A 20,697-nucleotide genomic window follows, 5' to 3' on the forward strand; every position below is an offset into this window, starting at 1 on the left:
GCGTTGTCGACCGGTGATGGCGGAGGCGAGGATGGGACGGTGACGACAGGAGTCGCCGCGCTCTGGTCGGCCCGTAACTCGCTGCGCATCCTGGTCAAGCGGGACCTCGCGGTGAAGTACCAGCAGTCGCTGCTGGGCTACTTCTGGTCGCTCCTCGAACCGCTCGGCATGGGCCTGATCTACTGGTTCGTCTTCGGCGTGCTCTATTCCGGCGCCACCCGGCGCCACCTGGGCGAGGCGGCCGGGTCGTACCCGCTCTTTCTGATCACCGGCATCTTCGCCTGGATGTGGGCCAGCTCGGCGCTCAGCGAGGCGACCAACGCGTTGACCGGGCAGGCCCGGTTGATCACCACGATGAACGTGCCCCGCCAGGTCTTCCCGATCGGCCGGGTCACCGGCCGGTTCGCCGAGTACCTCGCCGGGCTGCCCATCCTGGCCGGCATCGCGGCGATCTACCTGGCGCACGGGAAGATCCACCCCGGCTGGTGGCCGCTGCTCGCCCTGCCGCTCGCGGTGGCGGTGCAGTTCGTCCTGCTGGTTGGGCTCGCGCTGCTGCTGTCGGCGTGCAACGTGCTGATGCGGGACATCGAGCGCTTCATGCGGCTGATCATCCGGGTGCTCTTCTACGCCACCCCGATCATCTATCCGCTCACCCTGGTCCGGGACTCCGGCATGCCGACCTGGATCAAGATCGGGTACGAGCTGAACCCGCTGGTCGGCATCTTCCAGCTGCACCACGCGATCTGGTACCCGGACCAGTTCCCCGACGCCCGGCTGCTCGCCGTGACCGTGCTGGACAGCCTGCTGGTGCTGGCCGCCGGCTGGTGGTCGTTCCGCCGGCTCGAACCGGCCGTGCTCAAGGAACTCTGAATGCCGGCGATCATCGAGGCGGAGGGGCTCGGCATCCAGTTCGTGCGCAACCGGCGCCGCCAGCTCCGGCTGCGCGAGCTGCTGATCCACCGCGGCCGGCGGAGCGCCGCCACCGACCAGTTCTGGCCGCTGCGGGACGTGTCGTTCCGGATCGAGCCGGGCGAGACCGTGGGGGTGGTCGGGCGGAACGGCACCGGCAAGAGCACTCTGCTGCGGTTGATCGCCGGGGTGCTGATCCCCGACGAGGGCCGGATCCGGGTACGCGGCGCGGTGGCCCCGCTGCTGGAACTCTCCGCCGGCTTCTCCAACGACCTGACCGGGCGGGAGAACCTGTACCTGGTGGGCGGGCTGCACGGGTTGTCCACGGCGTACCTGCGACGACACTTCGACGAGATCGTCTCGTTCGCCGGGGAGCAGGTCGAACGCTCGGTGGACACCTCGGTCCGGCACTACTCGTCCGGCATGAAGGTCCGGCTCGGTTTCGCGATCATCGCGCACCTGCCCCATCCGATCCTGTTGATGGACGAGGTGACCGCGGTCGGGGACGCGGAGTTCCGCGCCAGGTGCTATGCGACCATCGAGCGACTTCTCGCGGAAGGGCGCACGCTGGTGCTGGTGTCACACAACGAAAAGGACCTCACCCGGTTCTGCCGTCGGGGGCTCTACCTCGACGCCGGACGGCTGACCGTCGACGGGACCATCGACGAGGCGCTGCGGGCGTACGCCAGCGCTTCGACGCGGTGACGCTCGCGATCGTGCTCGCCGCCGGGCCGGCGGCGGGCCTGACCACCGAATCCGGGGAACGCCTGGCCGACCGGCTCGCCGGGCAGTGGCGGCGGGCCGGGGCGACCGAGGTGCGGGTGGCCGCCGGCCTGACCGAGCTGGCCGAACTGCTGGCCGCCGCGACCGGCCCGGTGCTGCTCAGCGAGGCCGACCTGGTGGCGCACACCGCGGTGCTGAAGCACCTCGCGACCAGCCCGGTGGGGCCGACGGTGGCCCTGGTGCTCACCGACCCGCCGGCGCCCGGCCGGGCGACGGTCCGTGAGGACCGCGGCCAGGTGGTCGCGGTGAACGATCAGGCGGGCGCGACCGGGGTGTTCGGCGGCGCGCTGCGGGTGGGCCGGGCGGACCTGCCGTACCTGGTCGCCGCCGCCGAGCGGGCGGCCACCGGGGGCGTGGACCCGGCGTCCGCGCTGGACCAGCTCTTCGCCGGACTCGCCGGGCGCGGGTCGCTGATCTTCGCCCACCGGGTACGCCTGCTCGTGGCGCACCGGGTCGGCACCGAGGCGGAGCTGCGCGCGGCCGAGGCGGCGGTGGCCACGGTCGACGAGGACAAGGCCGAGCTGCGGCTGTCGGTGAAGGAGCGGGACGACTTCTTCACCACGTTCTTCGTCAGCACCTGGTCCCCGTACGTGACGAAGGCGGCTGCCCGGCTCGGCCTGAGCCCGACCGGGGTGACCATGATCTCGGTGGCTTTCGCGGTGGTCGCCGCCGTGCTCTTCGGGGTCGGCGGCCGGGCCGCGCTGGTCGCCGGCGGTGTCCTGCTCTACCTGGGCTTCGTGCTGGACTGCGTGGACGGGCAACTGGCCCGCTACACCCGGCACTTCAGCGCCTGGGGTGGCTGGCTGGACACCATGGCCGACCGGGCCAAGGAGTACGTGGTCTACGCCGGCCTCGGCTACGGCGCCACGCACGCCGGCTTCCGCTACGGCTGGGCGCTGGCGATCGCCGCGATGACCCTGCAGACCGTACGGCACATGACCGACGCCTGGTACGGCGTGCTGCACGACGAGGCGGCCCGGCGGCCCCGCGCCACGGTCGAGGACGCCGAGGGCATCGGCGGGAAGCTGAACGCGGCCTCGACGAAGGTGCAGGCGGACACCGGTTCGGTGTCGTACTGGCTGAAGCGGACGGTGGTCTTCCCGATCGGGGAGCGGTGGGCGCTGATCGCGCTGGCCACCGCGCTCTTCAGCCCGCTGGTGGCGCTTGGCGCGGTGCTGGTCTGGGGCACGCTGGCGTTCGCGTACACCGGGGCGTTGCGGACCCTGCGCGCCTGGTGGATGCGGGTGCCGGTGATGACCACGGTCGATGTGACCCTGCACCGGGACGACGGCCCGGTGGTCCACCGGTTCGCGGCGGCCCGCCCGTCGGGCCTGGAACGCTTCCTGCTCCGGGCTGCCCGCCCGGGGGTCGGCGTGCTCTGGCTCGCCGTGCTGCCGGCGCTGGGGCCGGTGGTGCTGCTCCTGCTCGCCTGGCGATGGGGCACCGACACGCCGCGTTGGGTGGTCGTGGTGGCCCTGCTGGTCTGGCTGCTGGCCGCGCTGGGCGTCCGGGCGACGCCGGACGGGCCGCTGGACTGGCTGATCCCGGCCGCGCTGCGGGCCGGGGAGTATCTCTTCGCCATCGCGGTCGCGGTGGTCGGTGGCGCGCCCGCCTGGCTGATCTTCGGGTACGTCTTCGTGCTGACCCTGCACCACTACGACCTGACGGCCAGGCTGGAGAAGCGGCAGGTGGCACCGCCGCTGCACGCCGCCTCCCTGGGCTGGGAGGGGCGGTCGGTCCTGCTGGGTCTCGCGGCAATAGCCGGAATCGTGAGCTTCGCTCTGGCTACACTCGGTGCGTACCTTCTAGTGGTTTTTGTCGCGAGCGTGGTCCTCGCCTGGGTGGTCCTGCCGGCTCGCGCCCGGCGGGCGCCGGCCCCGACGGGCGGAGGTGTCCGCTCGCCGGGCTGACGGAGGGCCGGCCGGGATGACTCTGCTCAGCTTCATCGTTCCGGCCTATCGCGTGCAGGGCTACCTCCGGGAGTGTCTCGACTCGATCCTCGAGCAGCCGTACGACGACCTCGAGGTGGTCGGGATCGACGACGCCTCACCGGACCGCAGCGGCGAGATCCTGGTGGAGTACGCGGAGCGCGACCCTCGGGTCCGCCCGGTCCGCCTCGCCGAGAACGTCGGGCTCGGTCCGGCCCGCAACATCGGGCTGGACCGGGCCGTCGGCGAGTACGTCTGGTTCGTCGACGGCGACGACTGGCTGGTCCCCGGCTGCCTGCCGCACGTGGCCGACCGGCTCGACGCCACCCGCCCGGACGTGCTGATCGTCGACCACCTCCGGGCGCACTGGAACAACATCGGCACCCGCAGCGCGATGGGCGACGTGTTCCCGGAGCCGCCCGGCGAGACGACCTTCCGGCTGCTGGACCGGCCGGAGACCGTGCGGCTGCTGCACACCGCCTGGAACCGGCTGGTCCGGCGGGAGTTCCTGGTCGAGCGGGGCCTGCGCTTCGAACCCGGCTGGTACGAGGACGTCTCGTTCAGCTATCCGGTGCTGCTGGCCGCCGAGCGGATCGGCGTGCTGGACCGGATCTGCCTCAACTACCGGCAGCGGCGGACCGGGGCGATCACCCGGACCCGGGGCGACCGGCACTTCGAGGTGTTCGCCCAGTGGCACCGGGTGTTCCGGCTGCTGGACCGGTGGGACGCGGAGGCCCTGGCGCTGCGCCCGGACCTCTTCGAGCGGATGATCTGGCACTACCTGACCGTGCTGGGCAACGGCGAACGGATCGCCCCCAAGCTGCGGCCGGCGTTCTTCGCCCAGATCCACGCCGACTACGCCCGCTTCCTGCCGCCCGGCGGCTACCCGGTCCCGCCCGGCGTGGAGGGGCTGAAGCACCGCCTGGTGGCCGCCGGGCGCTGGCGGACGTTCAGCGCGCTGCGCGACGCCAACCAGGCGGCCGAGACGGCCCGGCGGACGGCCCGCCGGGTCCGGCGCCGGGTGCTGCCGGTGGCTCGGCGTACCGCGCAGCAGGCCCGGGACGCCGCGCTGCGCGAGTACTACCGGGGCGAACTGCACCGGCCGCTGGACCCGACGCTCGCGGTCTTCGCCGCGTACTGGTACCGGGGGTTCGCCTGCAATCCGGCCGCCATCTACACCGCCGCGCGCCGCCTCGCCCCGGAGGTGCGCGGCGTCTGGGTGGTCCGGCGGGACCGGGTGGACACCCTGCCGTCCGGTGTGGAGTACGTGGTCTCCGGCACCCGGGACTACTACCGGGCGCTGGCCCGGGCCCGGTGGCTGGTCAACAACGTCAACTTCCCGGACTTCGTCCGCAAGCGGCCCGGCTCGGTGCACCTGCAGACCCACCACGGCACCCCGGTCAAGGTGATGGGGCTGGACCAGCAGCGGTACCCGATGGGGGCGATGGAGATGGACTTCGCCAAGCTGCTGCACCGGGTGGACCGGTGGGACTTCAGCGTCTCCTCGAACAGCTTCTCTACGCAGATGTGGGAGCGGGCGTACCCGGCCGCGTACACCACCCTGGAGGTCGGCTACCCGCGCAACGACCGGCTGGCGCTGGCCACCCCGGACGAGTGCCAGCAGGTGCGGAAGGAACTGGGCATCGGGCCGGACGAGTTCGTGGTGCTCTACGCGCCCACCCACCGGGAGCACCTGCCCGGGTGGCGGCCGCCGTTCGACCCGGACCGGATGCGCGACGTGCTCGGCCCGTCGGGCCGGCTGCTGATGCGCAGCCACTACTTCCTCGACCGGGGCCGGCGACCCCGGGGGCCGGCCGCCGGCGGGGTGCTGGACGTCAGCGACCACGACCGGGTGGAGGACCTCTACCTGGCGGCGGACGTGCTGGTCACGGACTACTCGTCGGCCATGTTCGACTACGCCGTGCTGGACCGGCCGATCGTGGTGTACGCGCCGGACTGGGACGCGTACCGGGTGGCCCGGGGCGTCTACTTCGACCTGATCGCCGAGCCGCCCGGCGCGGTGGCCCTGGACTTCCCGGCCCTGCTGGAGGTGTTCCGGTCGGGCGCGCTGCGCGCACCGGAGGCCGAGAACGACCGGCACCGGTTCCGGTCACGGTTCTGCGCCCTGGACGACGGGCACGCCGCCGAGCGGGTGGTCCGCCGGGTCTTCCTGGACGAGCCGGCCTGACAACATGGCACGTTTACCCGATGTGCGAACCGAATGATCCTCGTCACAGTCATTCCCGGGTTCGGCCGAGAGCTGGGGAGGAGACGGTGACCACCGTCGCGCTCAAGGATGTCACCAAGGTGTTCCAGGACGGGACAGTCGCGGTCGACACCGTCAATCTGGACGTCAACGACGGCGAGTTCATGGTGTTGCTCGGCCCGTCGGGCTGCGGCAAGTCCACCGTGCTCCGCATGGTGGCCGGGCTGGAGGACCCGACTTCGGGCGCCGTCATGCTCGACGGTGAGGTGGCCAACGACCTGCCACCCCGGGAGCGGAAGATCGCCATGGTCTTCCAGGACTTCGCCCTCTATCCGCACATGACCGTCGGCGACAACATCGGCTTCCCGCTGCGGCTGTCCGGCGTCGAGCCGGGGCCCCGCGGCGAGCGGATCCAGGACGTGGCCAGCGCGCTCGGCATCGGGGACGTGCTGGCCCGCAAGCCCAGCCAGCTCTCCGGCGGCCAGCGGCAGCGGGTCGCCATGGGGCGGGCGATCGTGCGCCGGCCCGGCCTGTTCCTGATGGACGAGCCGCTCTCCAACCTGGACAGCGGCCTCCGGGCCGAGCTGCGCGCCGAGATCTCCGGGCTGACCCGCGAACTTGGCGTCACCACCATCTACGTCACGCACGACCAGGCCGAGGCGCTGACCATGGCCGACCGCGTCGCCATCATGCGCAAGGGCGTGCTCCAGGACGTGGGCACCCCGACCCAGGTGTACGGCCGGCCGGCGACCCTCTACGTCGCCGCGTTCCTCGGCAGCCCCCGGATGAACCTGCTGGAGGCGTCGGTCTACGTCCACCTCGACCGGTACGTGGCGCTGAACCTCGGCGAGCAGACGCTCTACCTGCCCTGGGACGACATCCGTAGCCGGGCCGTGGCGCACTACCACGGCGAGCGGATCGTGGTCGGGATGCGGGCCGAGGCGCTCACCCCGGTCGCCCCGGGCGCCCAGGGCCACGTGCTCCAGGGGCGGATCCGCTACCTGGAGCACCACGGCCACGAGTCGCTGGCCTTCCTCGACATCGGCGCCACGGCGATCGTGGTGGACGAGATGGGCACCCCCGTGGAGAACACGGTGCCCGGCCAGCGTGGCCTGCGCCGGTTCGGCCACGTGATGCAGCGTCTCGCCGGCCGGTCCGTGGACGCCCCGGTCTCCGCGCCGAGCGGTGCCGGAAACCGGACCAGCGTGCTCCCCGACCCGGGCCGGCACCACCGCCGCCCGGCGGAGCTGGCCGTCCGGCTCGCCCCGTACCCGGCCGTGTCGGCGGGGCACCCGCTGGCCGTCCAGGTACGCATGGACGCCCTCCACTTCTTCGACGAGCGCGGCGACCGGATCGACGTCGGCTGGCGCTGAGGTGTAAGGAAGGGCCCCCTATTAACGTTTTCGGTATAGGAAGGGCCCCCTGTTAACACCACGGCTCAGGGCGGACCCCCGATCGGGCGGCGGTAAGGGCCTCAGGCCACGAATCGGGTGAACAGTTCGGCCGGGGCTGGGCCGCCGTCCGGATTGAGCCGGCAGAGGTCCCGGGCCGCCTCGTAGAGCATCCCGCACAGGTAGAGCGACAGGCCGATCTGGTTGGCCGCGTACTCCGCCTTGAGCAGCAGGCGGGCCTGCGGGCACGGCCACGGTTGCCCGCAGGCCCGGCAGCACCACATCGGGCGCAGCGGGGTGTGCGGCGTGGCGTGCGACGGGCACGCCCGGGGCCGGTCCGCCGCCGGCCCGTCGCCTGGCTGCGGAAGCTGGTGGCTGATCACGCCGGCCCGTCCGAGATGGTCGGGCGGGTCCATCGGCCGCCGTTCGCGCGCCACTGCTGGGCCGGGGTCAGGTTGCCCACCCGGCCGGGGCTCATCGTGGGCAGCGGTCGGGTCGGCTGCCGCATCCATTCCGGCAGGTTGTCGCCCCGCACCCGGCGGGGCAGGGTCGGGACTGCCGCACCCCGGCACCGGAACCAGCGCAGACGCATGTACGCCTCCTTCGTCGTGGGGAGCGGCCCGCCCCGGCCGGGGGGATCGGCGGGGCGGGCCCGGAGTCCGTCGCTCCGCACCACGGACGGCTCCGCTGCGTGACAGTCTGCTCACCGGTCCACTAAGGTCGGAAGCCGTTCCGCCCCCACCACCCCGGCCGTGCGATCGGCCGTCCCCCGTGTGCAGACGCGTACAGAGGTGTGCAGATGAGCCGGATGCCGATGCTGGAACTGTTCGCCGGGGAGCTGCGCCGGCTGCGCGCCGACGCCGGGCTGTCCCAGGAGGCGCTCGGTGAGCGGATCAACTACTCGGCCTCACTGGTGGCGGCGGTGGAGCAGTGTCGCCGCGCGCCCCGGGAGGAGTTCACCCAGCGCTGCGACGAGGCGCTTCAGGCCGGTGGCCTGCTGATCCGGATCCGAGAGGCGCTGCTCAAGGAGTCCCTGATGCCGTGGTTCCGCGAGTGGGTGACCATCGAGCAGGAGGCGACTGCGCTGCGCAGCTTCGAGCCGCTGGTCGTCCCCGGCCTGCTCCAGACCGAGGCGTACGCCCGGGCGCTCTACGAGGGCGCGGCACAGCTCGTCGGGGAGGCCATCGAGCAGCCGCTCGCCGCCCGGCTGGCCCGGCAGACGGTCCTGACCCGGCCCGCGCCGCCCCAGTTCGTGGCGGTGCTCGACTACACCGTGCTGGAGCGCCCGATCGGCGGCCCGAAGGTGATGCAGGAGCAGCTACGGCACCTGGTCGAGGTGGGTCGCCGCCCCCGCGTGCACCTGCACCTGGTGCCGCGTGAGGTCGCTGCCTACCCGGGGCTGAACGGCGCGTTCGTGCTCGCCACCCCACCCGACGGTGACGACCTCGGCTACCTGGATAACCAGTTGCACGGCACCATCGTCGAGCGGACCGTGGACGTAAACTCCCTTCGGCAGATTTGGGAGTCCGTGCGCGCGGAGGCGATGCCGCACGGGGCCACCCTCAAGGCGATCTCGGAGGCGGCGGAACAATGGACCTGACCGGCGCGATCTGGCGCAAGAGCACCCGCAGCAGCGGCAACCAGGGCAACTGCGTGGAGGTCGCCGACAACCTCCCCGGCGTGGTCGGGGTCCGGGACAGCAAGGACCGGCCGGGCCGGTGCTCACCTTCACCCCGGCGAGCTGGGCCGCGTTCGTGGAGTTCGCCAGGCGCCGCTGACTGCCGCCAGGTGCAAGGCAGCCCCTTGCCGGTGAAGTTACCGACAAGTAGCGTGCGGGCATGTCCATCGACTCTCGCCAGGTGGCGGCCGGTCTCCTCGAAGCCGTGCCGTTCGCCCGTACGCTCGGTATCGAATTCGTCGAGGTCGCGCCCGAGGCCGAGGGCGGGGTACGGGCGGTGGTCCGGCTTCCCGACGTCCCGGAGCACCACAACCACGTCGGTGGCCCGCACGCCGGGGCCATGTTCACCCTGGGGGAGACCGCGTCCGGGGCGGCGGTGCTCGCGGCGTTCGGTTCGGTGCTCGACCGGGCGGTGCCGCTGGCCGTGACCGCCAGCATCGCCTACCAGAAGGTCGCCCTCGGTCCGGTGCGGGCCACCGCGCGGTTGGGGCGTACCCCGGCCGAGGTGATCGCCGAGCTGGACGCGGGGCAGCGGCCGGAGTTCCCGGTCGAGGTGGAGATCGGCACCGAGGACGGCATCATCACCTCCCTGCTCACCGTGGTGTGGACGCTCCGCCCGAACCGCTGACGTCCGAATCGTGGTTTCCCGCGCGGTCCGCTGGATAGATTCAGACAATGCTGGGCCTACCCGCTCACGTGACCGCCTGTCTCTTCGATCTGGACGGTGTGCTGACGCAGACCGCCAAGGTGCACAACGCCGCCTGGACCGAGACCTTCAACGCGTTCCTCGAGCAACGCGCGGCGGCCACCGGCGAGGCGTTCCGCCCGTTCGACCCCGGGCCGGACTACAACCGGTACGTGGACGGGAAAGCACGGGCCGACGGAGTGCGCTCCTTCCTGGCCTCGCGCGGCATCACCCTGCCCGAGGGCTCGCCCGACGACCCGCCGGAGGCGGACACGGTCAACGGGGTGGGCAACCGCAAGAACGTCATCCTGCTCAAGCGGATCCACACCGACGGGGTGGAGGTCTACGCGGGCTCGGTGCGCTACCTGGAGGCCGCCGCCCGCGCCGGGCTGCGCCGGGCGGTCGTCTCGGCCAGCGCCAACTGCGCGGCCGTGGTGCAGGGCGCCGGGCTGGAACCGCTGCTGGAGGCCCGGGTGGACGGGGTGCTGGCCCGCGAGCGGGGGCTGCGCGGCAAGCCGTACCCGGACACCTTCCTGGCCGGCGCCGAGCTGCTCGGCGTCAAGCCGGAACAGGCCGCCGTCTTCGAGGACGCCCTCGCCGGGGTCGAGGCCGGCAAGTCCGGCGGCTTCGGGTACGTGGTGGGCGTCGACCGGGTCGGCCAGGCCGACGACCTGCGGGCGCACGGCGCCGACGTGGTGGTCACCGACCTCGCCGAGCTGCTGACCGGGGTGCCGACGTGATCCGGGAACGGGCGTATCCGGTCGAGCCGTGGCACGTCCGGGAGACCCAGCTCGACATGGACGTGCTCGCCCAGTCCGAGTCGGTCTTCGCCCTCTCCAACGGGCACGTCGGGCTGCGCGGCAACCTGGACGAGGGGGAGCCGCACGGCCTCCCCGGCACCTACCTGAACTCCTTCTACGAGCTGCGCCCGCTGCCGTACGCGGAGGCCGGCTTCGGCTTTCCGGAGTCCGGCCAGACCATCGTCAACGTCACCAACGGCAAGCTGATCCGGCTGCTGGTCGACGACGAGCCGCTCGACGTCCGGTACGGCGAACTCCTCTCCCACGAGCGGGTCCTCGACCTGCGGGCCGGCACCCTGCACCGGGAGGTGCACTGGCGCTCGCCGGCCGGGCGGGAGGTCAAGGTCCGCAGCACCCGGCTGGTGTCGTTCACCCAGCGATCGGTCGCCGCGATCAACTACGAGGTCGAGGCGGTCGACGGGCCGATCCGGCTGATCCTCCAGTCCGAGCTGGTGGCCAACGAGGCCCTGCCGCCGCAGAGCCGCGACCCGCGGGTCGCCGCCGTGCTGGAGTCCCCGCTGCTGGCCGAGGAGGACCTGACCACCGACGACGGTGGGCTGCTCATCCACCGGACCAAGGTCAGCGGCCTGCGGCTCGCCGCCGCCATGGCGCACGACGTGCACGGACCGGAGCGCACCACCATCGAGTCCGAGGGGTACGAGGACTGGGTCCGCACCACCATCGGCTGTGTGCTCAAGCCCGGCCAGGCGCTGCGGGTGGTCAAGTACCTGACGTACGGCTGGTCCAGTCGACGCTCGCTGCCGGCGCTGCGGGACCAGGTCGGGGCGGCCCTGGCCGCGGCCCGGCTGGACGGCTGGGACGGGCTGCGCCGGGCGCAGCGGGAGTACCTGGACGAGTTCTGGGACGCCGCCGACGTGCGGGTGGAGGGCGACCCGGAGGTGCAGCAGGCCGTCCGGTTCGGCCTCTTCCACGTGCTCCAGGCCGGCGCCCGCGCGGAACGCCGGCCGATCTCGGCCAAGGGGCTCACCGGTCCCGGGTACGACGGGCACGCGTTCTGGGACACCGAGATGTTCGTGCTGCCGGTGCTCACGTACACCCAGCCGTCGGCGGTGCGGGACGCGCTGTACTGGCGCTACTCCACCCTCGAACAGGCGCATGAGCGGGCCCGCACGCTCAACCTGGCCGGGGCCGCCTTTCCGTGGCGGACCATCGAGGGGCCGGAGTCCTCGGCGTACTGGCCGGCCGGCACGGCCGCCTTCCACATCGCCGCCGACATCGCCGACGCGCTGCGCCGGTACGTACTGGTCACCGGTGACGTGGGGCTGGAGCGCGAGATCGGGCTGGAGCTGCTGATCGAGACCGCCCGGCTCTGGCGCTCACTCGGCCACCACGACCGCAACGGGCGGTTCCACATCGACGGGGTGACCGGACCGGACGAATACACCGCGGTCAAGAACGACAACATCTACACCAACCTGATGGCGCAGCGGAACCTGCTGACCGCCGCCGACTGCGCGATGCGCTACCGGGACCAGGCCCTCGACCTGGGGGTCTCCGAGGAGGAGGCGGCCGCCTGGCGGGACGCCGCGCACGCCATGCACGTCCCGTACGACCCCGACCTGGACGTGCACGAGCAGGTGGAGGGGTTCACCCGGTTGCAGGAGTGGGACTTCGAGCACACCCCGCCGGAGAAGTACCCGCTGCTGCTGCACTACCCGTACTTCGACCTCTACCGGAAGCAGGTCGTCAAGCAGGCCGACCTGGTGCTGGCCATGCACTGGCGCGGGGACGCCTTCACCGGCCTGGAGAAGCTGCGGAACTTCCTCTACTACGAGCGGCGTACCGTCCGCGACTCCTCGCTGAGCGCCTGCACCCAGGCGGTCATGGCGGCCGAGGTCGGCCACAGCGAGCTGGCCCACCGCTACCTGCGCGAGGCCGCCCTGATGGACCTGCACGACCTGAACGAGAACACCCGCGACGGCGTGCACATGGCCTCACTGGCCGGTGCCTGGATCGCGCTGGTCGCGGGCTTCGGCGGCCTGCGTGACCACGACGGGACGCTCTCCTTCTCGCCCCGGCTCTCCAGCGGGCTCAGCCGCCTGGAGTTCTCCCTCCAGTGGCGGTCGGTGCACCTGCGGGTGGACGTCCGGCCGCACCAGACGACGTACTCGCTGCGCAAGGGGGGACCGGACACGGTGCTGGAATTGCGCCACCACGGCGAGACGGTCCGGGTCACCACCGCCCAGCCGGTCACCGTGCCGGTGCCGCTGGCGCACCCGGCCGGGCCGGAGCCGGAGCAGCCGCCGGGTCGGGCCCCCCTGCTGCACCTGCCGGAGGACAGCAGCTGAAGCCGGCCCGGCGATCGCACCGGGCCGGCTTCCGGCGTACGTCAGAACTGGCGGCCGTTGGACGGCCGGCCCTCGGCGTCCCGGGGCGCCATGGCCCGGGGATCGTCGGCGGTACGGGCCTGCGCCGCCTCGTCCGCCCAGTCCCGGGAGCGCTCGGCGTCCCGTTCGCGGCGTTCCCGTTCGGCGGCCTGCTGTCGGGACCTGTCCTGCTTGGCCATGACGATCCTCGCGATCCGTCGGGGTCCGTTGGTCACCCCGCGCGTTCCCGCTCGGCGTCGGCTCAACCGTCCAGGTGCCGGGCGAAGCTCAGCCGCAGGTGGTTCTTGGGCCGGGAGCCGACGATCGAACCCACCACCTGACCGTCCCGGAACACCATCATGGTCGGCATGGACATCACCTGGTACGCCCGGGTGGTCGCGGGGTTCTCGTCCGAGTTGAGGGTGACGAAGCGCAGCCTGTCGCCGAACTCCTCGGCCAACTCCGCGAGGTGCCTGGAGACCGCCCGGCAGGGCGGGCACCACTCCGCCCAGAAGTCGACCACCACCGGCCGGTCGGCGGCCAGCACCCAGGTCGCGAACGTGGCGTCCGTGACCTCGATCAGTCGGCTCTCTTGCGTGTCCTGAGGCATGTTTCCTCCCGGTGGGCGATGGCGCGGGCGAGCTGGTCGTGCAGCTGTCGGCGGACCGCGCCGAGCCGGTCGAGGTAGTCGTCCACCTCGGCGAGCTTGCGTCGCAGTACCGCGACGGAGTCCGGGCAGACGTCGCCGGAGCTGTGCCCGGCCCGCAAGCAGGCCACGAAGGGCCGGATGTCGTCCAGGCCGAAGCCGACCGCCAGCAGGGCGCGGATCTCGTGCACGACGCGCAGCTCCGCCTCGTCGTAGATCCGGTAGCCGTTCGCCGAACGGCGGGGTCGCACCAGCCCGTGGGTCTCGTAGTACCGCAGGGTCCGGGTGCTCGTACCGGCCCGCTCCGCCAGCTCCCCGATTCGCATCAGACCCTCCCCGACCAACCCGTGCCGCCCACGCTAAACCTTGCCGCCGACGTCAAGGCAAGGCCGCGCGGCGGGAGGAGGTGAGGGGGAGGCGGGGGCGGGTATGCGGGTGGGTGGGAGGTGTGGGGATGGAGACGCGTGAGGTGACGGTTCCGGTGGTGGAGGGCGGGCTGGCCGCCGACGTGATCGTGCCCTCCGAGGCGATCGGCGTGGTGCTGTTCGCGCACGGCAGCGGCAGCTCGCGGCACAGCCCGCGCAACGTGGCCGTCGCGCACCAGCTCAACGACCGGGGGCTGGCCACCGTGCTGATCGACCTGCTCACCCCCGACGAGGACGCGCGGGACGAGATCACCGCCGAGCTGCGCTTCGACATCGGGATGCTCGCCGAGCGGCTGGCCGGCATCGTCGACTGGATGGCCGCCGACCCGAGCCTGGGCCGGCTGCCGATCGGACTCTTCGGGGCCAGCACGGGCGCGGCCGCCGCGCTGGTCGCCGCGGCCGCCCGGCCGGAGCAGGTCCGCGCGGTGGTCTCCCGCGGTGGCCGCCCCGACCTGGCCGGCAGCTCCCTGGCGGCGGTACGCGCCCCGACGCTGCTGCTGGTGGGCGGCCTGGACGAGCAGGTCATCGTGCTCAACGAGCAGGCGCAGGCCCAACTGGGCGAGGTCGCCGAGCTCCGGATCGTGCCCGGCGCCACCCACCTCTTCGAGGAGCCGGGCACCCTGGAGCAGGTGGCCGACCAGGCGGGGAGCTGGTTCACCAGCCGGTTGCGTACCCCGCACCCGGCCTGAGCGGGCGGCCCGGCACCGCCCGGTGGCGACGGCGAAAGGCCGGCCTCCCGTTGGGGAGACCGGCCCTTCGTGCTGCTCGGTCAGGAGCTGTAACCGCGGCTGGCGATCCAGTTGGCCAGGTCGGCCACGTTCATCCAGTACGTCGGCTCGTTCGGGCTGGCCGGGTCGGCGATCAGCACCGTGTTGCCGTCGTCCTTGTACTGCACCACGGTCAGGTAGTGGCCCGGGTAGCTGTGCGCCACGCCGTCGACGTCCACGGCGCTGCCGATGATGTTGGCGACGACCGGGCGGCCCTGGTCCACGGCGGTCTTGACGTCCGCCCGCAGCTGCTCGACCTGCTGCTTGGTGGCCGAGTTGTCCCGGATCTCGGTGGTCTTGTACTTGCCACCGGTGTACTCGTTGAGCACCCGGGTGATGTCGATCGCCGAGTCGGTGCCGTTCTCAGTCGTGCCCAGCTTGGCGGCCAGCTCGTCCTGGCTCACCGTCTTGCCCTCAGAAGACAGGGCGATCCGGGTCGAGGCCGGGCCGCAGTAGTAGAAGTTCGGCTGGGCCTGATAGTCGAAGCGCGCGCTGCGCTCGCCCTTGGCGCCCTTGTCGGCGGTCACCGGCTTCGGCTGCGCCGGGGCCGCGTGTGCGGCCATGGCCGGGCCGGCCACGACGCCACCGGACATCACCAGACCGGCGACGGACAGCATGCTCTTGCGGAAGATCGAATTCATGTCGAAGCTCCATTCGGGGGGTTGCGAACCCCGTCGCGGGGACGCAGCAGCACCGGGACTGGCGCTCGGCGGTAAGGGGATGCAGTCGGAAGGTCTCCGCTCGCTCACCGAATGTGCAACGGCCGCCAACCCTCCGTGATTCCGCTCCTCCTATGTCCCCGCTCACCCCGGAACCGGACATCCGGCGCGCCGAGGCTGACAACACGCCACAACTTCGGGCAAGTTGTTGCCTCCGCCTACCTGGAGGCAGCAACTTCCCGGCAGCTGCGCGGATCTTGGTGGCGTGCGCTCGGCGTACCGGCGTTATGACACGGGACGGTGTGGGCGGTTCGGCATCGGCGGCCGCGGCGGAGGGTCGGCGAGGCCGCGCTGGGCGGCGCGGTGCTTGGCGGCCAGGCGGCCCAGGTAGAACAGGGCGCCGGCCAGCACGCCCATGTCGTCCAGGTAGATCGGGTCGGGGAGCAGGTCGACCGGGAGGATCGCGTAGATCAGCGCGCCGTAGAAGGCGACCTTGCCGCCGACGCCCAGCGCGCCGAGCAGTCGGCGGGTGCGGACCACCCGGATGGCGAGCAGCACCGCGCCGACCAGCGTCGCCAGCGCGACGACGCCGGCGAGCACCAGCAGGATCCAAGCCTCTCGGGACACGAGGTCACGCTAACCGAACCCGGCCACCTTCGCCTGCGGTCAGTACGCCGGCACCGCCGCCCGGCCCCGGGCCGCCGGCCCGGACTCCGTCCGCGCAGCGGCCGGCAGCTCCCGGGTGGCCTCCGGCCCGGCTAGGTCCACGATGGAAAGCGGGGAACGCCGCTCCGGGTCCGGCCGGGTGGCCGCGTACGCCTCGTCGCGCAGGCTCCGCGCCGCGGCGGCGGCCAGCTCCGCGGCCCGCCAGGCGGCCTGCTCCCGCTCGTGGGCGGCGGTGTGCCCGGCCCGGACGTTGTCCCGGATCAGCCGGCGCAGCAGCAGTTCCTGCTCCACCGGGTGCCGGCGCGGGTCCCAGCCGCGGTGCCCGAGGATGTCGCTGAGCTGCTCGACGGTGATCTCCCCACGCTCCTGCGCCGCCGTCGCCGCCCGGTGCAGCCAGCGCTCCCGGTCCGCGTACTCGGCCGGCGTCCGGGCCGTCCGGGGCAGGGGCAGCGCGGCGGCGGCCGCCAGCCGGCGGACGTCCTCCTCCGCCGCCTCGTACGCCTGCCACGCCGCCTCGACCGCCTCCTGGGCCGCCAGCCACTCGGCCCGCCGCCGCTCGGCGGTCGTCGCGGCCCGGGCGGCGGCCACGTCCACCTCCTGCGCGTACCGGGCCCGCTCGCGGGAGCGCTCGCGGGCCTCCTCGGCCAGCTCCAGGCTGCTCGGCCGGGCCGCCTCGCTGATCCGGTCGCCGAACACCGCGCGGAACCGGTCCGGGCGGACGATCAGGGCGGCGATCACGATCGCGGCCACGGCGATCAGGGCCAGCCAGATCACGGCGGCCTGGGGGACGTCGTACAGGATTGCGGAGAAGACGGTCTGCATCACCAGCACCTCGTGGTGGGACGTTCGGAGTCAACGGTCTGGGGGCCTGGGCGACGGGCGGGGGACTGCCGCCGGGCGCGGTGGGCACGGACCGAGCCGTACCCCGATGGGCGGCGAGACATGCCAGGGCCGGGTGAGCGGCCGGCGCGATCAGGCGCGCGGCGGGCCGCGGCGGGTGGCCGACTCCCGGCCGGGATCGGCGGAGGGCGCCACCACGGCGGCGGCCGGACGCACCATCGCGGCCTGGGGCTCGACGTGGCGCGACGGCGCGGCGGTGGCCGGCGCGGTCGACGCCGCCCGCAGGGTGGCGGAGTCGGCGGTGGTCACCCCGGCCTCGGACGCCCACACGACGGTCATCGCGCTCAGCGCTGGCGCGGCGTCGGCGGGACCGGCCAGGGACAGGGCCGTCGGGGCATCGACCGGCCCTTGCGAGACCTGAGGGCCGGCCGGCGGGCGGACCGTCGAGACCGGACGGAGCGGATCGGCAGGGACCGGTGCGGTCAGACCGTTGAGCCCGACGACGAGCACCAACGCGGTCGCCGCCATCCGGGTGAACCGGCGCATGGCGCGCAGCGTCGCCGCCCAGACGGGCGGGGCGAACGCTACGGGGTGCACCTTTTCAACCTATCGGTCGGATCCGCCTCGTGCACCCCGATGAGCGGTCCGGATCGCGTGACCCGGCCCACGATGCGTTGTGGACGGACCGCGGGAACCGGGTACGACGAACGGCGCGGCGCCCCTCGTCGGAAGGCCGCCGCGCCGTCGGTCAACGCGTGATCAGTCGGTGCCGAGCACCGAGGGCGGGGCCGACCGGCCGTCGCCCCAGACCATCTCGTCCTCGGTCAGCCAGGTGAGGTGCTCGTCCGTCTCGTCCTCGTCGCGCTGGCCGTGCTTGCCCAGCACCCCGTTGCGCCCGGGCATCGCGGAGCGCGCGCCGGCGCCCTTGCCACCGTTGGACCGGCCCTCGGCGTCGACCACGGCCCCCCGGCCACCGGCGAGTCGACCGGTGCCGGCCGCCGACCGGTTCTCCAGCCCGCCCGGGCGACCGCTCACCCCGCCGGTGGAGCCGGCCAGCGAGCCCGTGCCCACCCCGGGCACCCCGAAGAACGAGTTGCCGCCGCTGGTCGGGACGGTGGAGGAGGCGCTGCTCAGCCCGGTGAGGCCGGTCGTCGGGCCGGGGCTGGTGAGCGGCGGCGCGGCGCCGGCCAGCGAGGTGCCGGCCGGGTCGGTGACGCCGATCGAGCCGATGGTGCCCGGACCGCCGGTGCCGGTGGTGGTGCCCGGGCCGGTGCCCACCGTGCCGCTGGTCGGCCCGGTGTGGTGGACGCCGGAGGTGGTCGCGGTGGCGGTGGAGGTGGAGCCGAACGTGCCGGAGGTCGGCCCGGCGGACGGCGTGCCCACCGAGGGGCCGTTGCCCAGCGTCGGGCCGGTCTTGTCGGTCTGGCCCGGCAGGCGGTCGTCGGGCTCGTCCGGCACGACGATCCGCCCGTACGCGGAGAAGTCGTAGCCCTCGGCGAGGTTGGCGACGACCTGCACCATCCGCTGGTGCGCCTTTTCCTGCTCGGCCTCGTCCTGCTTGTGGCCGACGAACCCGCCGATCACCGCGCCGGCAGCGCCGCCCATCAGGAAGCCCTTGACCGCCCCGTCGACCAGCTTGTCGTTGTCGTCGGTCTCCTCCGGGCTCTCCGCCTTCGACTGGGCGGTACGCAGCTCGGTGGCCATCATGCCGAGCGCCTGCTTGATGCCGGCCATGCCCTCGGCCAGGTTGCCGGAGTAGTCGACGACCAGGTTCAGCCGCTGGTGGAACTCCCGAGCGGCGTCGCCGGACCAGGTCTTGGCGAGCGCGTCGAGATCCTTCGCCAGGTCCCGGCCGAGGCCGTCCAGGGTGTCCTTGAGGGAACTCCACTGGGCGCTGAGCCCGTCGATCTGCTTCGGGTCGCCGGCGGTGATGCCCTGGTAGAGCTCCTTGTGGCTGACGGGCTCGTAGCGCTGGGTGTACTCAGACACGCGGATCCTCTCCCTTCGCCGGCTGCATCGCCTCGCGGACCCCGGCGAGGGCGGCGATGATGTCGGCCGCGGCGGCGGCGTTGCGCGCCTCGGCGGTCCGGTAGTTCGTCATGATCGTCTTGGTCGCCTCCCGGGCGGCCTCGATCGCCCGACGCAGCCGCTCGGCGTGGTTGACGAAGCTCGCGTGCGTCTGGGAGTAGCGGCGGGCGTTCTCGGCCGCGTCGGTGAAGGAGCCCAGCGCCGGCGGCCGGCACTGCATCTCGGTGTTGAGCTTCTTCAACACCGACTCGGCCTCGCTCAGCCGCTGCTCAAGCCGCTGGTGGAAGTCCTCCAAGGACAGTACGTCTACTGTCGTGCGCCCGGTCATGGCTGCATCCCCGTAGTCATCGTCGAGAACCGTTGGCCACGCTCAGGTTAGTCGACCCGAGCCAGCCGGGGCGACCCGTACCGGTGTCGCCTCCACATCGGACCGCGCGCCGCGGTCAGCCGCCCTGTTGCGAGGCGGACCCGGACGGCGCCGGAGTGCCCGACTGGCCCGACTTGTCCGCCGCGGCACCCCCTGACCGGGCACCCGGGTCGAATTCGTTCATCGCGTCCCGCCGCTCCAACGCCGGGCCGGTCGGCACCAGGGCCAGCAGCGACGCCGGCACTGCCAGCGGCGGCACCTCGCCGTAGCCGAGCGCGGTGCGGGCGTCCCCGGAGGCGGTCCCGAGCGGGTAGCGGACCCCCTGGGCGGTGATCAGGTAGACCGTGGCACCGGCCGCCGGCCCGCCCGTGTCCCCGGCCGCGGCCTGCACCAGCACGCCCTTGCCGCCGGGCAGCAGCACACCCTCGGCGGTGCGCACCGCGTCCCGGCCGGTCTGCCGCGCGGCCACCCCGGTCGTCGCGGTCAGCTCGGTCGGGGGCTGGTCGAAGACCTCCAGCGTGGTGGTCGGCGGCTGGCCCGGCCCGCCCGACCGGTAGCTGGCGCAGAGCACCGTGCGCCCCGCCCGGACCTCGTGCAGCGTGGGCAGCTTCTGCGGCAGGCCCTCGGGGTCCAGCCGCCGGTCGGTGAGGAGCTCACCGACCTGGGACGGGGTGACGTCGGTGGGCCGGCCGCCGTCTCCGAGCAGCAGCGCGGTCATCTCCGTGACCGCCACCAGCCCCTGCTTGGTGAGCACGTAGTACTGGTCGGCGGCCCGGAAGACCTGGCCGATCCGGGCCGGTCGGTCGGCCACCGTCAGGCCGCTCGGGCCGCCGTACCCGTCGATGCTCGGCTTGCGCAGGGCGGGCCCGACCGGCACCGCGTTGAGCAGTTGCTGCCCCACGGTGAGGGTGGGCGCAGCGGCCATCTTCAACGCGACCAGGGCCTGCTCGTCGCCGACGACGCGCAGCTGCGTGCCCCCGGTGAGCAGGTACCGGGTGCCGTCCACCCGGACCAGCACCGCCTGATCGGTGAGCGGGGTGCCGCCCGGCAGCGGCCGGTCGATCACCAGCCGGGTGGTCGAGCGCTGCGGGTCGACCGGATCGGGTACGTCGCAGACCGACCAGGGGAGGCCGACCAGCGACTTCCGGGCCGGCACGTCGTCCGGCGCACCCACGATGCCGACGGTGCGGCCGCGCGGGCGGTCCTTGATGGCGGCCTGCGACATGGTGCGGACCTGCGGATCGGCCTCGTTGAGGATGAGCCGGGCGGAGGCGTAGTTGAGCGTCGGGTGCAGCCGCCCGTCGTCGGTGAAGACGTACGTGGCGCCGGTCTCCCGCTCGATCACCAGCGTGTTCGGCTCCAACGGCGCGGCGTTGCCGGTGAACTGGCCGTACGCGCCCGCGCCGCCGAGCACCACGGCGGCCGCGATGATGCTGCCGAACACCGCCATGCCGAGCCGCCGCATCGGCAGGTCGTTGGTCTCCGGGTCACCGGAGAGCAGTGCGGAGACGATGCGGCGGGTGACGAAGCGGTACGCCTGCACCTGATCGCGGCGGGTCCGCATGACTAACCTCCGGCGGGGGTGGGTCCCA

Annotated in this window: 22 protein-coding genes and 1 pseudogene; 11 read left to right on the plus strand and 12 right to left on the minus strand. The window is 72.9% G+C overall.

What is annotated here, in order from left to right; genetic code table 11:
• Positions 1–39: 39 nt before the first annotated feature.
• The 5 genes from ONA70_RS07460 to ONA70_RS07480 all read left to right on the plus strand — a co-directional run bounded on the left by ONA70_RS07460 (position 40) and on the right by ONA70_RS07480 (position 7,199).
• The gene (locus ONA70_RS07460) at positions 40–870 is read left to right on the plus strand and encodes an ABC transporter permease (protein ID WP_265005596.1); all 831 of its coding nucleotides are present in this window, start codon (positions 40–42) and stop codon (positions 868–870) included.
• A complete protein-coding gene (locus tag ONA70_RS07465; protein ID WP_265005597.1) occupies positions 871–1,614 on the plus strand; it encodes an ABC transporter ATP-binding protein in 744 nt (247 codons plus the stop codon). It abuts the gene before it with no gap.
• Entirely contained in the window at positions 1,611–3,602 is a 1,992-nt protein-coding gene (locus ONA70_RS07470; protein ID WP_406601161.1) for a DUF5941 domain-containing protein, read from the plus strand. Before ONA70_RS07465 ends, ONA70_RS07470 begins: the two co-directional genes overlap by 4 nt.
• A 16-nt stretch (positions 3,603–3,618) precedes the next feature.
• Positions 3,619–5,808, plus strand: a complete 2,190-nt coding sequence (locus ONA70_RS07475; protein ID WP_265005598.1) for a bifunctional glycosyltransferase/CDP-glycerol:glycerophosphate glycerophosphotransferase — start codon at positions 3,619–3,621, stop codon at positions 5,806–5,808.
• An 86-nt stretch (positions 5,809–5,894) separates the two neighbouring features.
• On the plus strand, positions 5,895–7,199 hold the full coding sequence (locus tag ONA70_RS07480) for an ABC transporter ATP-binding protein (protein ID WP_265005599.1): 1,305 nt from the start codon (positions 5,895–5,897) through the stop codon (positions 7,197–7,199).
• A 101-nt stretch (positions 7,200–7,300) separates the two neighbouring features.
• On the opposite strand, the gene ONA70_RS07485 is transcribed toward ONA70_RS07480, so the two are convergent.
• The gene (locus ONA70_RS07485; RefSeq protein WP_265005600.1) at positions 7,301–7,600 is read right to left on the minus strand and encodes a hypothetical protein; all 300 of its coding nucleotides are present in this window, start codon (positions 7,598–7,600) and stop codon (positions 7,301–7,303) included.
• A complete protein-coding gene (locus tag ONA70_RS07490; protein ID WP_265005601.1) occupies positions 7,597–7,809 on the minus strand; it encodes a hypothetical protein in 213 nt (70 codons plus the stop codon). Before ONA70_RS07490 ends, ONA70_RS07485 begins: the two co-directional genes overlap by 4 nt.
• 207 nt (positions 7,810–8,016) lie before the next feature.
• Between ONA70_RS07490 and ONA70_RS07495 the strand changes: the two genes are divergently transcribed.
• The 5 genes and pseudogenes from ONA70_RS07495 to ONA70_RS07515 all read left to right on the plus strand — a co-directional run bounded on the left by ONA70_RS07495 (position 8,017) and on the right by ONA70_RS07515 (position 12,689).
• Entirely contained in the window at positions 8,017–8,817 is an 801-nt protein-coding gene (locus tag ONA70_RS07495) for a helix-turn-helix domain-containing protein (protein ID WP_265005602.1), read from the plus strand.
• Positions 8,808–8,995, plus strand: a pseudogene (locus ONA70_RS07500) (DUF397 domain-containing protein). Before ONA70_RS07495 ends, ONA70_RS07500 begins: the two are co-directional and overlap by 10 nt.
• 60 nt (positions 8,996–9,055) lie before the next feature.
• The gene (locus ONA70_RS07505; protein ID WP_265005603.1) at positions 9,056–9,523 is read left to right on the plus strand and encodes a DUF4442 domain-containing protein; all 468 of its coding nucleotides are present in this window, start codon (positions 9,056–9,058) and stop codon (positions 9,521–9,523) included.
• 47 nt (positions 9,524–9,570) lie between these two features.
• Positions 9,571–10,320, plus strand: coding sequence for an HAD family hydrolase (locus ONA70_RS07510; RefSeq protein WP_265005604.1), 750 nt, complete (start codon positions 9,571–9,573; stop codon positions 10,318–10,320).
• Positions 10,317–12,689 carry a glycoside hydrolase family 65 protein gene (locus tag ONA70_RS07515; RefSeq protein WP_265005605.1) on the plus strand — a complete coding sequence of 791 codons (2,373 nt, stop codon included), beginning with the start codon at positions 10,317–10,319 and terminating at the stop codon, positions 12,687–12,689. Before ONA70_RS07510 ends, ONA70_RS07515 begins: the two co-directional genes overlap by 4 nt.
• A gap of 41 nt (positions 12,690–12,730) precedes the next feature.
• Here ONA70_RS07515 and ONA70_RS07520 read toward each other — a convergent pair whose 3' ends face one another.
• From ONA70_RS07520 to ONA70_RS07530, 3 genes are all read right to left on the minus strand, one after another.
• Positions 12,731–12,907 carry a hypothetical protein gene (locus ONA70_RS07520; protein ID WP_265005606.1) on the minus strand — a complete coding sequence of 59 codons (177 nt, stop codon included), beginning with the start codon at positions 12,905–12,907 and terminating at the stop codon, positions 12,731–12,733.
• A 62-nt stretch (positions 12,908–12,969) separates the two neighbouring features.
• Entirely contained in the window at positions 12,970–13,317 is a 348-nt protein-coding gene (gene trxA, locus ONA70_RS07525; protein ID WP_319956366.1) for a thioredoxin, read from the minus strand.
• Positions 13,287–13,679 (minus strand): MerR family transcriptional regulator, encoded by a 393-nt coding sequence (locus ONA70_RS07530; RefSeq protein ID WP_265005607.1) that lies wholly within the window; start codon positions 13,677–13,679, stop codon positions 13,287–13,289. Before ONA70_RS07530 ends, trxA begins: the two co-directional genes overlap by 31 nt.
• Before the next feature lie 128 nt (positions 13,680–13,807).
• Between ONA70_RS07530 and ONA70_RS07535 the strand changes: the two genes are divergently transcribed.
• Complete coding sequence (locus tag ONA70_RS07535) at positions 13,808–14,467, plus strand: dienelactone hydrolase family protein (protein WP_265005608.1); 660 nt, start codon at positions 13,808–13,810, stop codon at positions 14,465–14,467.
• Between the two features lie 80 nt (positions 14,468–14,547).
• Here ONA70_RS07535 and ONA70_RS07540 read toward each other — a convergent pair whose 3' ends face one another.
• The 7 genes from ONA70_RS07540 to eccB form a co-directional block, all read right to left on the minus strand.
• A complete protein-coding gene (locus ONA70_RS07540; protein WP_265005609.1) occupies positions 14,548–15,186 on the minus strand; it encodes a C39 family peptidase in 639 nt (212 codons plus the stop codon).
• 303 nt (positions 15,187–15,489) lie between these two features.
• Complete coding sequence (locus ONA70_RS07545) at positions 15,490–15,831, minus strand: YkvA family protein (RefSeq protein ID WP_265005610.1); 342 nt, start codon at positions 15,829–15,831, stop codon at positions 15,490–15,492.
• Positions 15,832–15,870: 39 nt separating this feature from the next.
• The gene (locus ONA70_RS07550) at positions 15,871–16,692 is read right to left on the minus strand and encodes a hypothetical protein (protein WP_265005611.1); all 822 of its coding nucleotides are present in this window, start codon (positions 16,690–16,692) and stop codon (positions 15,871–15,873) included.
• 150 nt (positions 16,693–16,842) lie between these two features.
• The gene (locus ONA70_RS07555; protein ID WP_265005612.1) at positions 16,843–17,307 is read right to left on the minus strand and encodes a hypothetical protein; all 465 of its coding nucleotides are present in this window, start codon (positions 17,305–17,307) and stop codon (positions 16,843–16,845) included.
• A 162-nt stretch (positions 17,308–17,469) separates the two neighbouring features.
• Positions 17,470–18,699 (minus strand): WXG100 family type VII secretion target, encoded by a 1,230-nt coding sequence (locus ONA70_RS07560; protein WP_265005613.1) that lies wholly within the window; start codon positions 18,697–18,699, stop codon positions 17,470–17,472.
• A complete protein-coding gene (locus ONA70_RS07565; RefSeq protein ID WP_265005614.1) occupies positions 18,692–19,066 on the minus strand; it encodes a hypothetical protein in 375 nt (124 codons plus the stop codon). The genes ONA70_RS07560 and ONA70_RS07565 overlap by 8 nt, the downstream gene beginning before the upstream one ends.
• Positions 19,067–19,181: 115 nt before the next feature.
• Positions 19,182–20,669, minus strand: coding sequence for a type VII secretion protein EccB (gene eccB / locus ONA70_RS07570; protein ID WP_265005615.1), 1,488 nt, complete (start codon positions 20,667–20,669; stop codon positions 19,182–19,184).
• Positions 20,670–20,697: the final 28 nt, after the last annotated feature.

Source organism: Micromonospora yasonensis (assembly GCF_026013475.1).
In the GTDB taxonomy this organism is placed as follows: domain Bacteria; phylum Actinomycetota; class Actinomycetes; order Mycobacteriales; family Micromonosporaceae; genus Micromonospora; species Micromonospora yasonensis.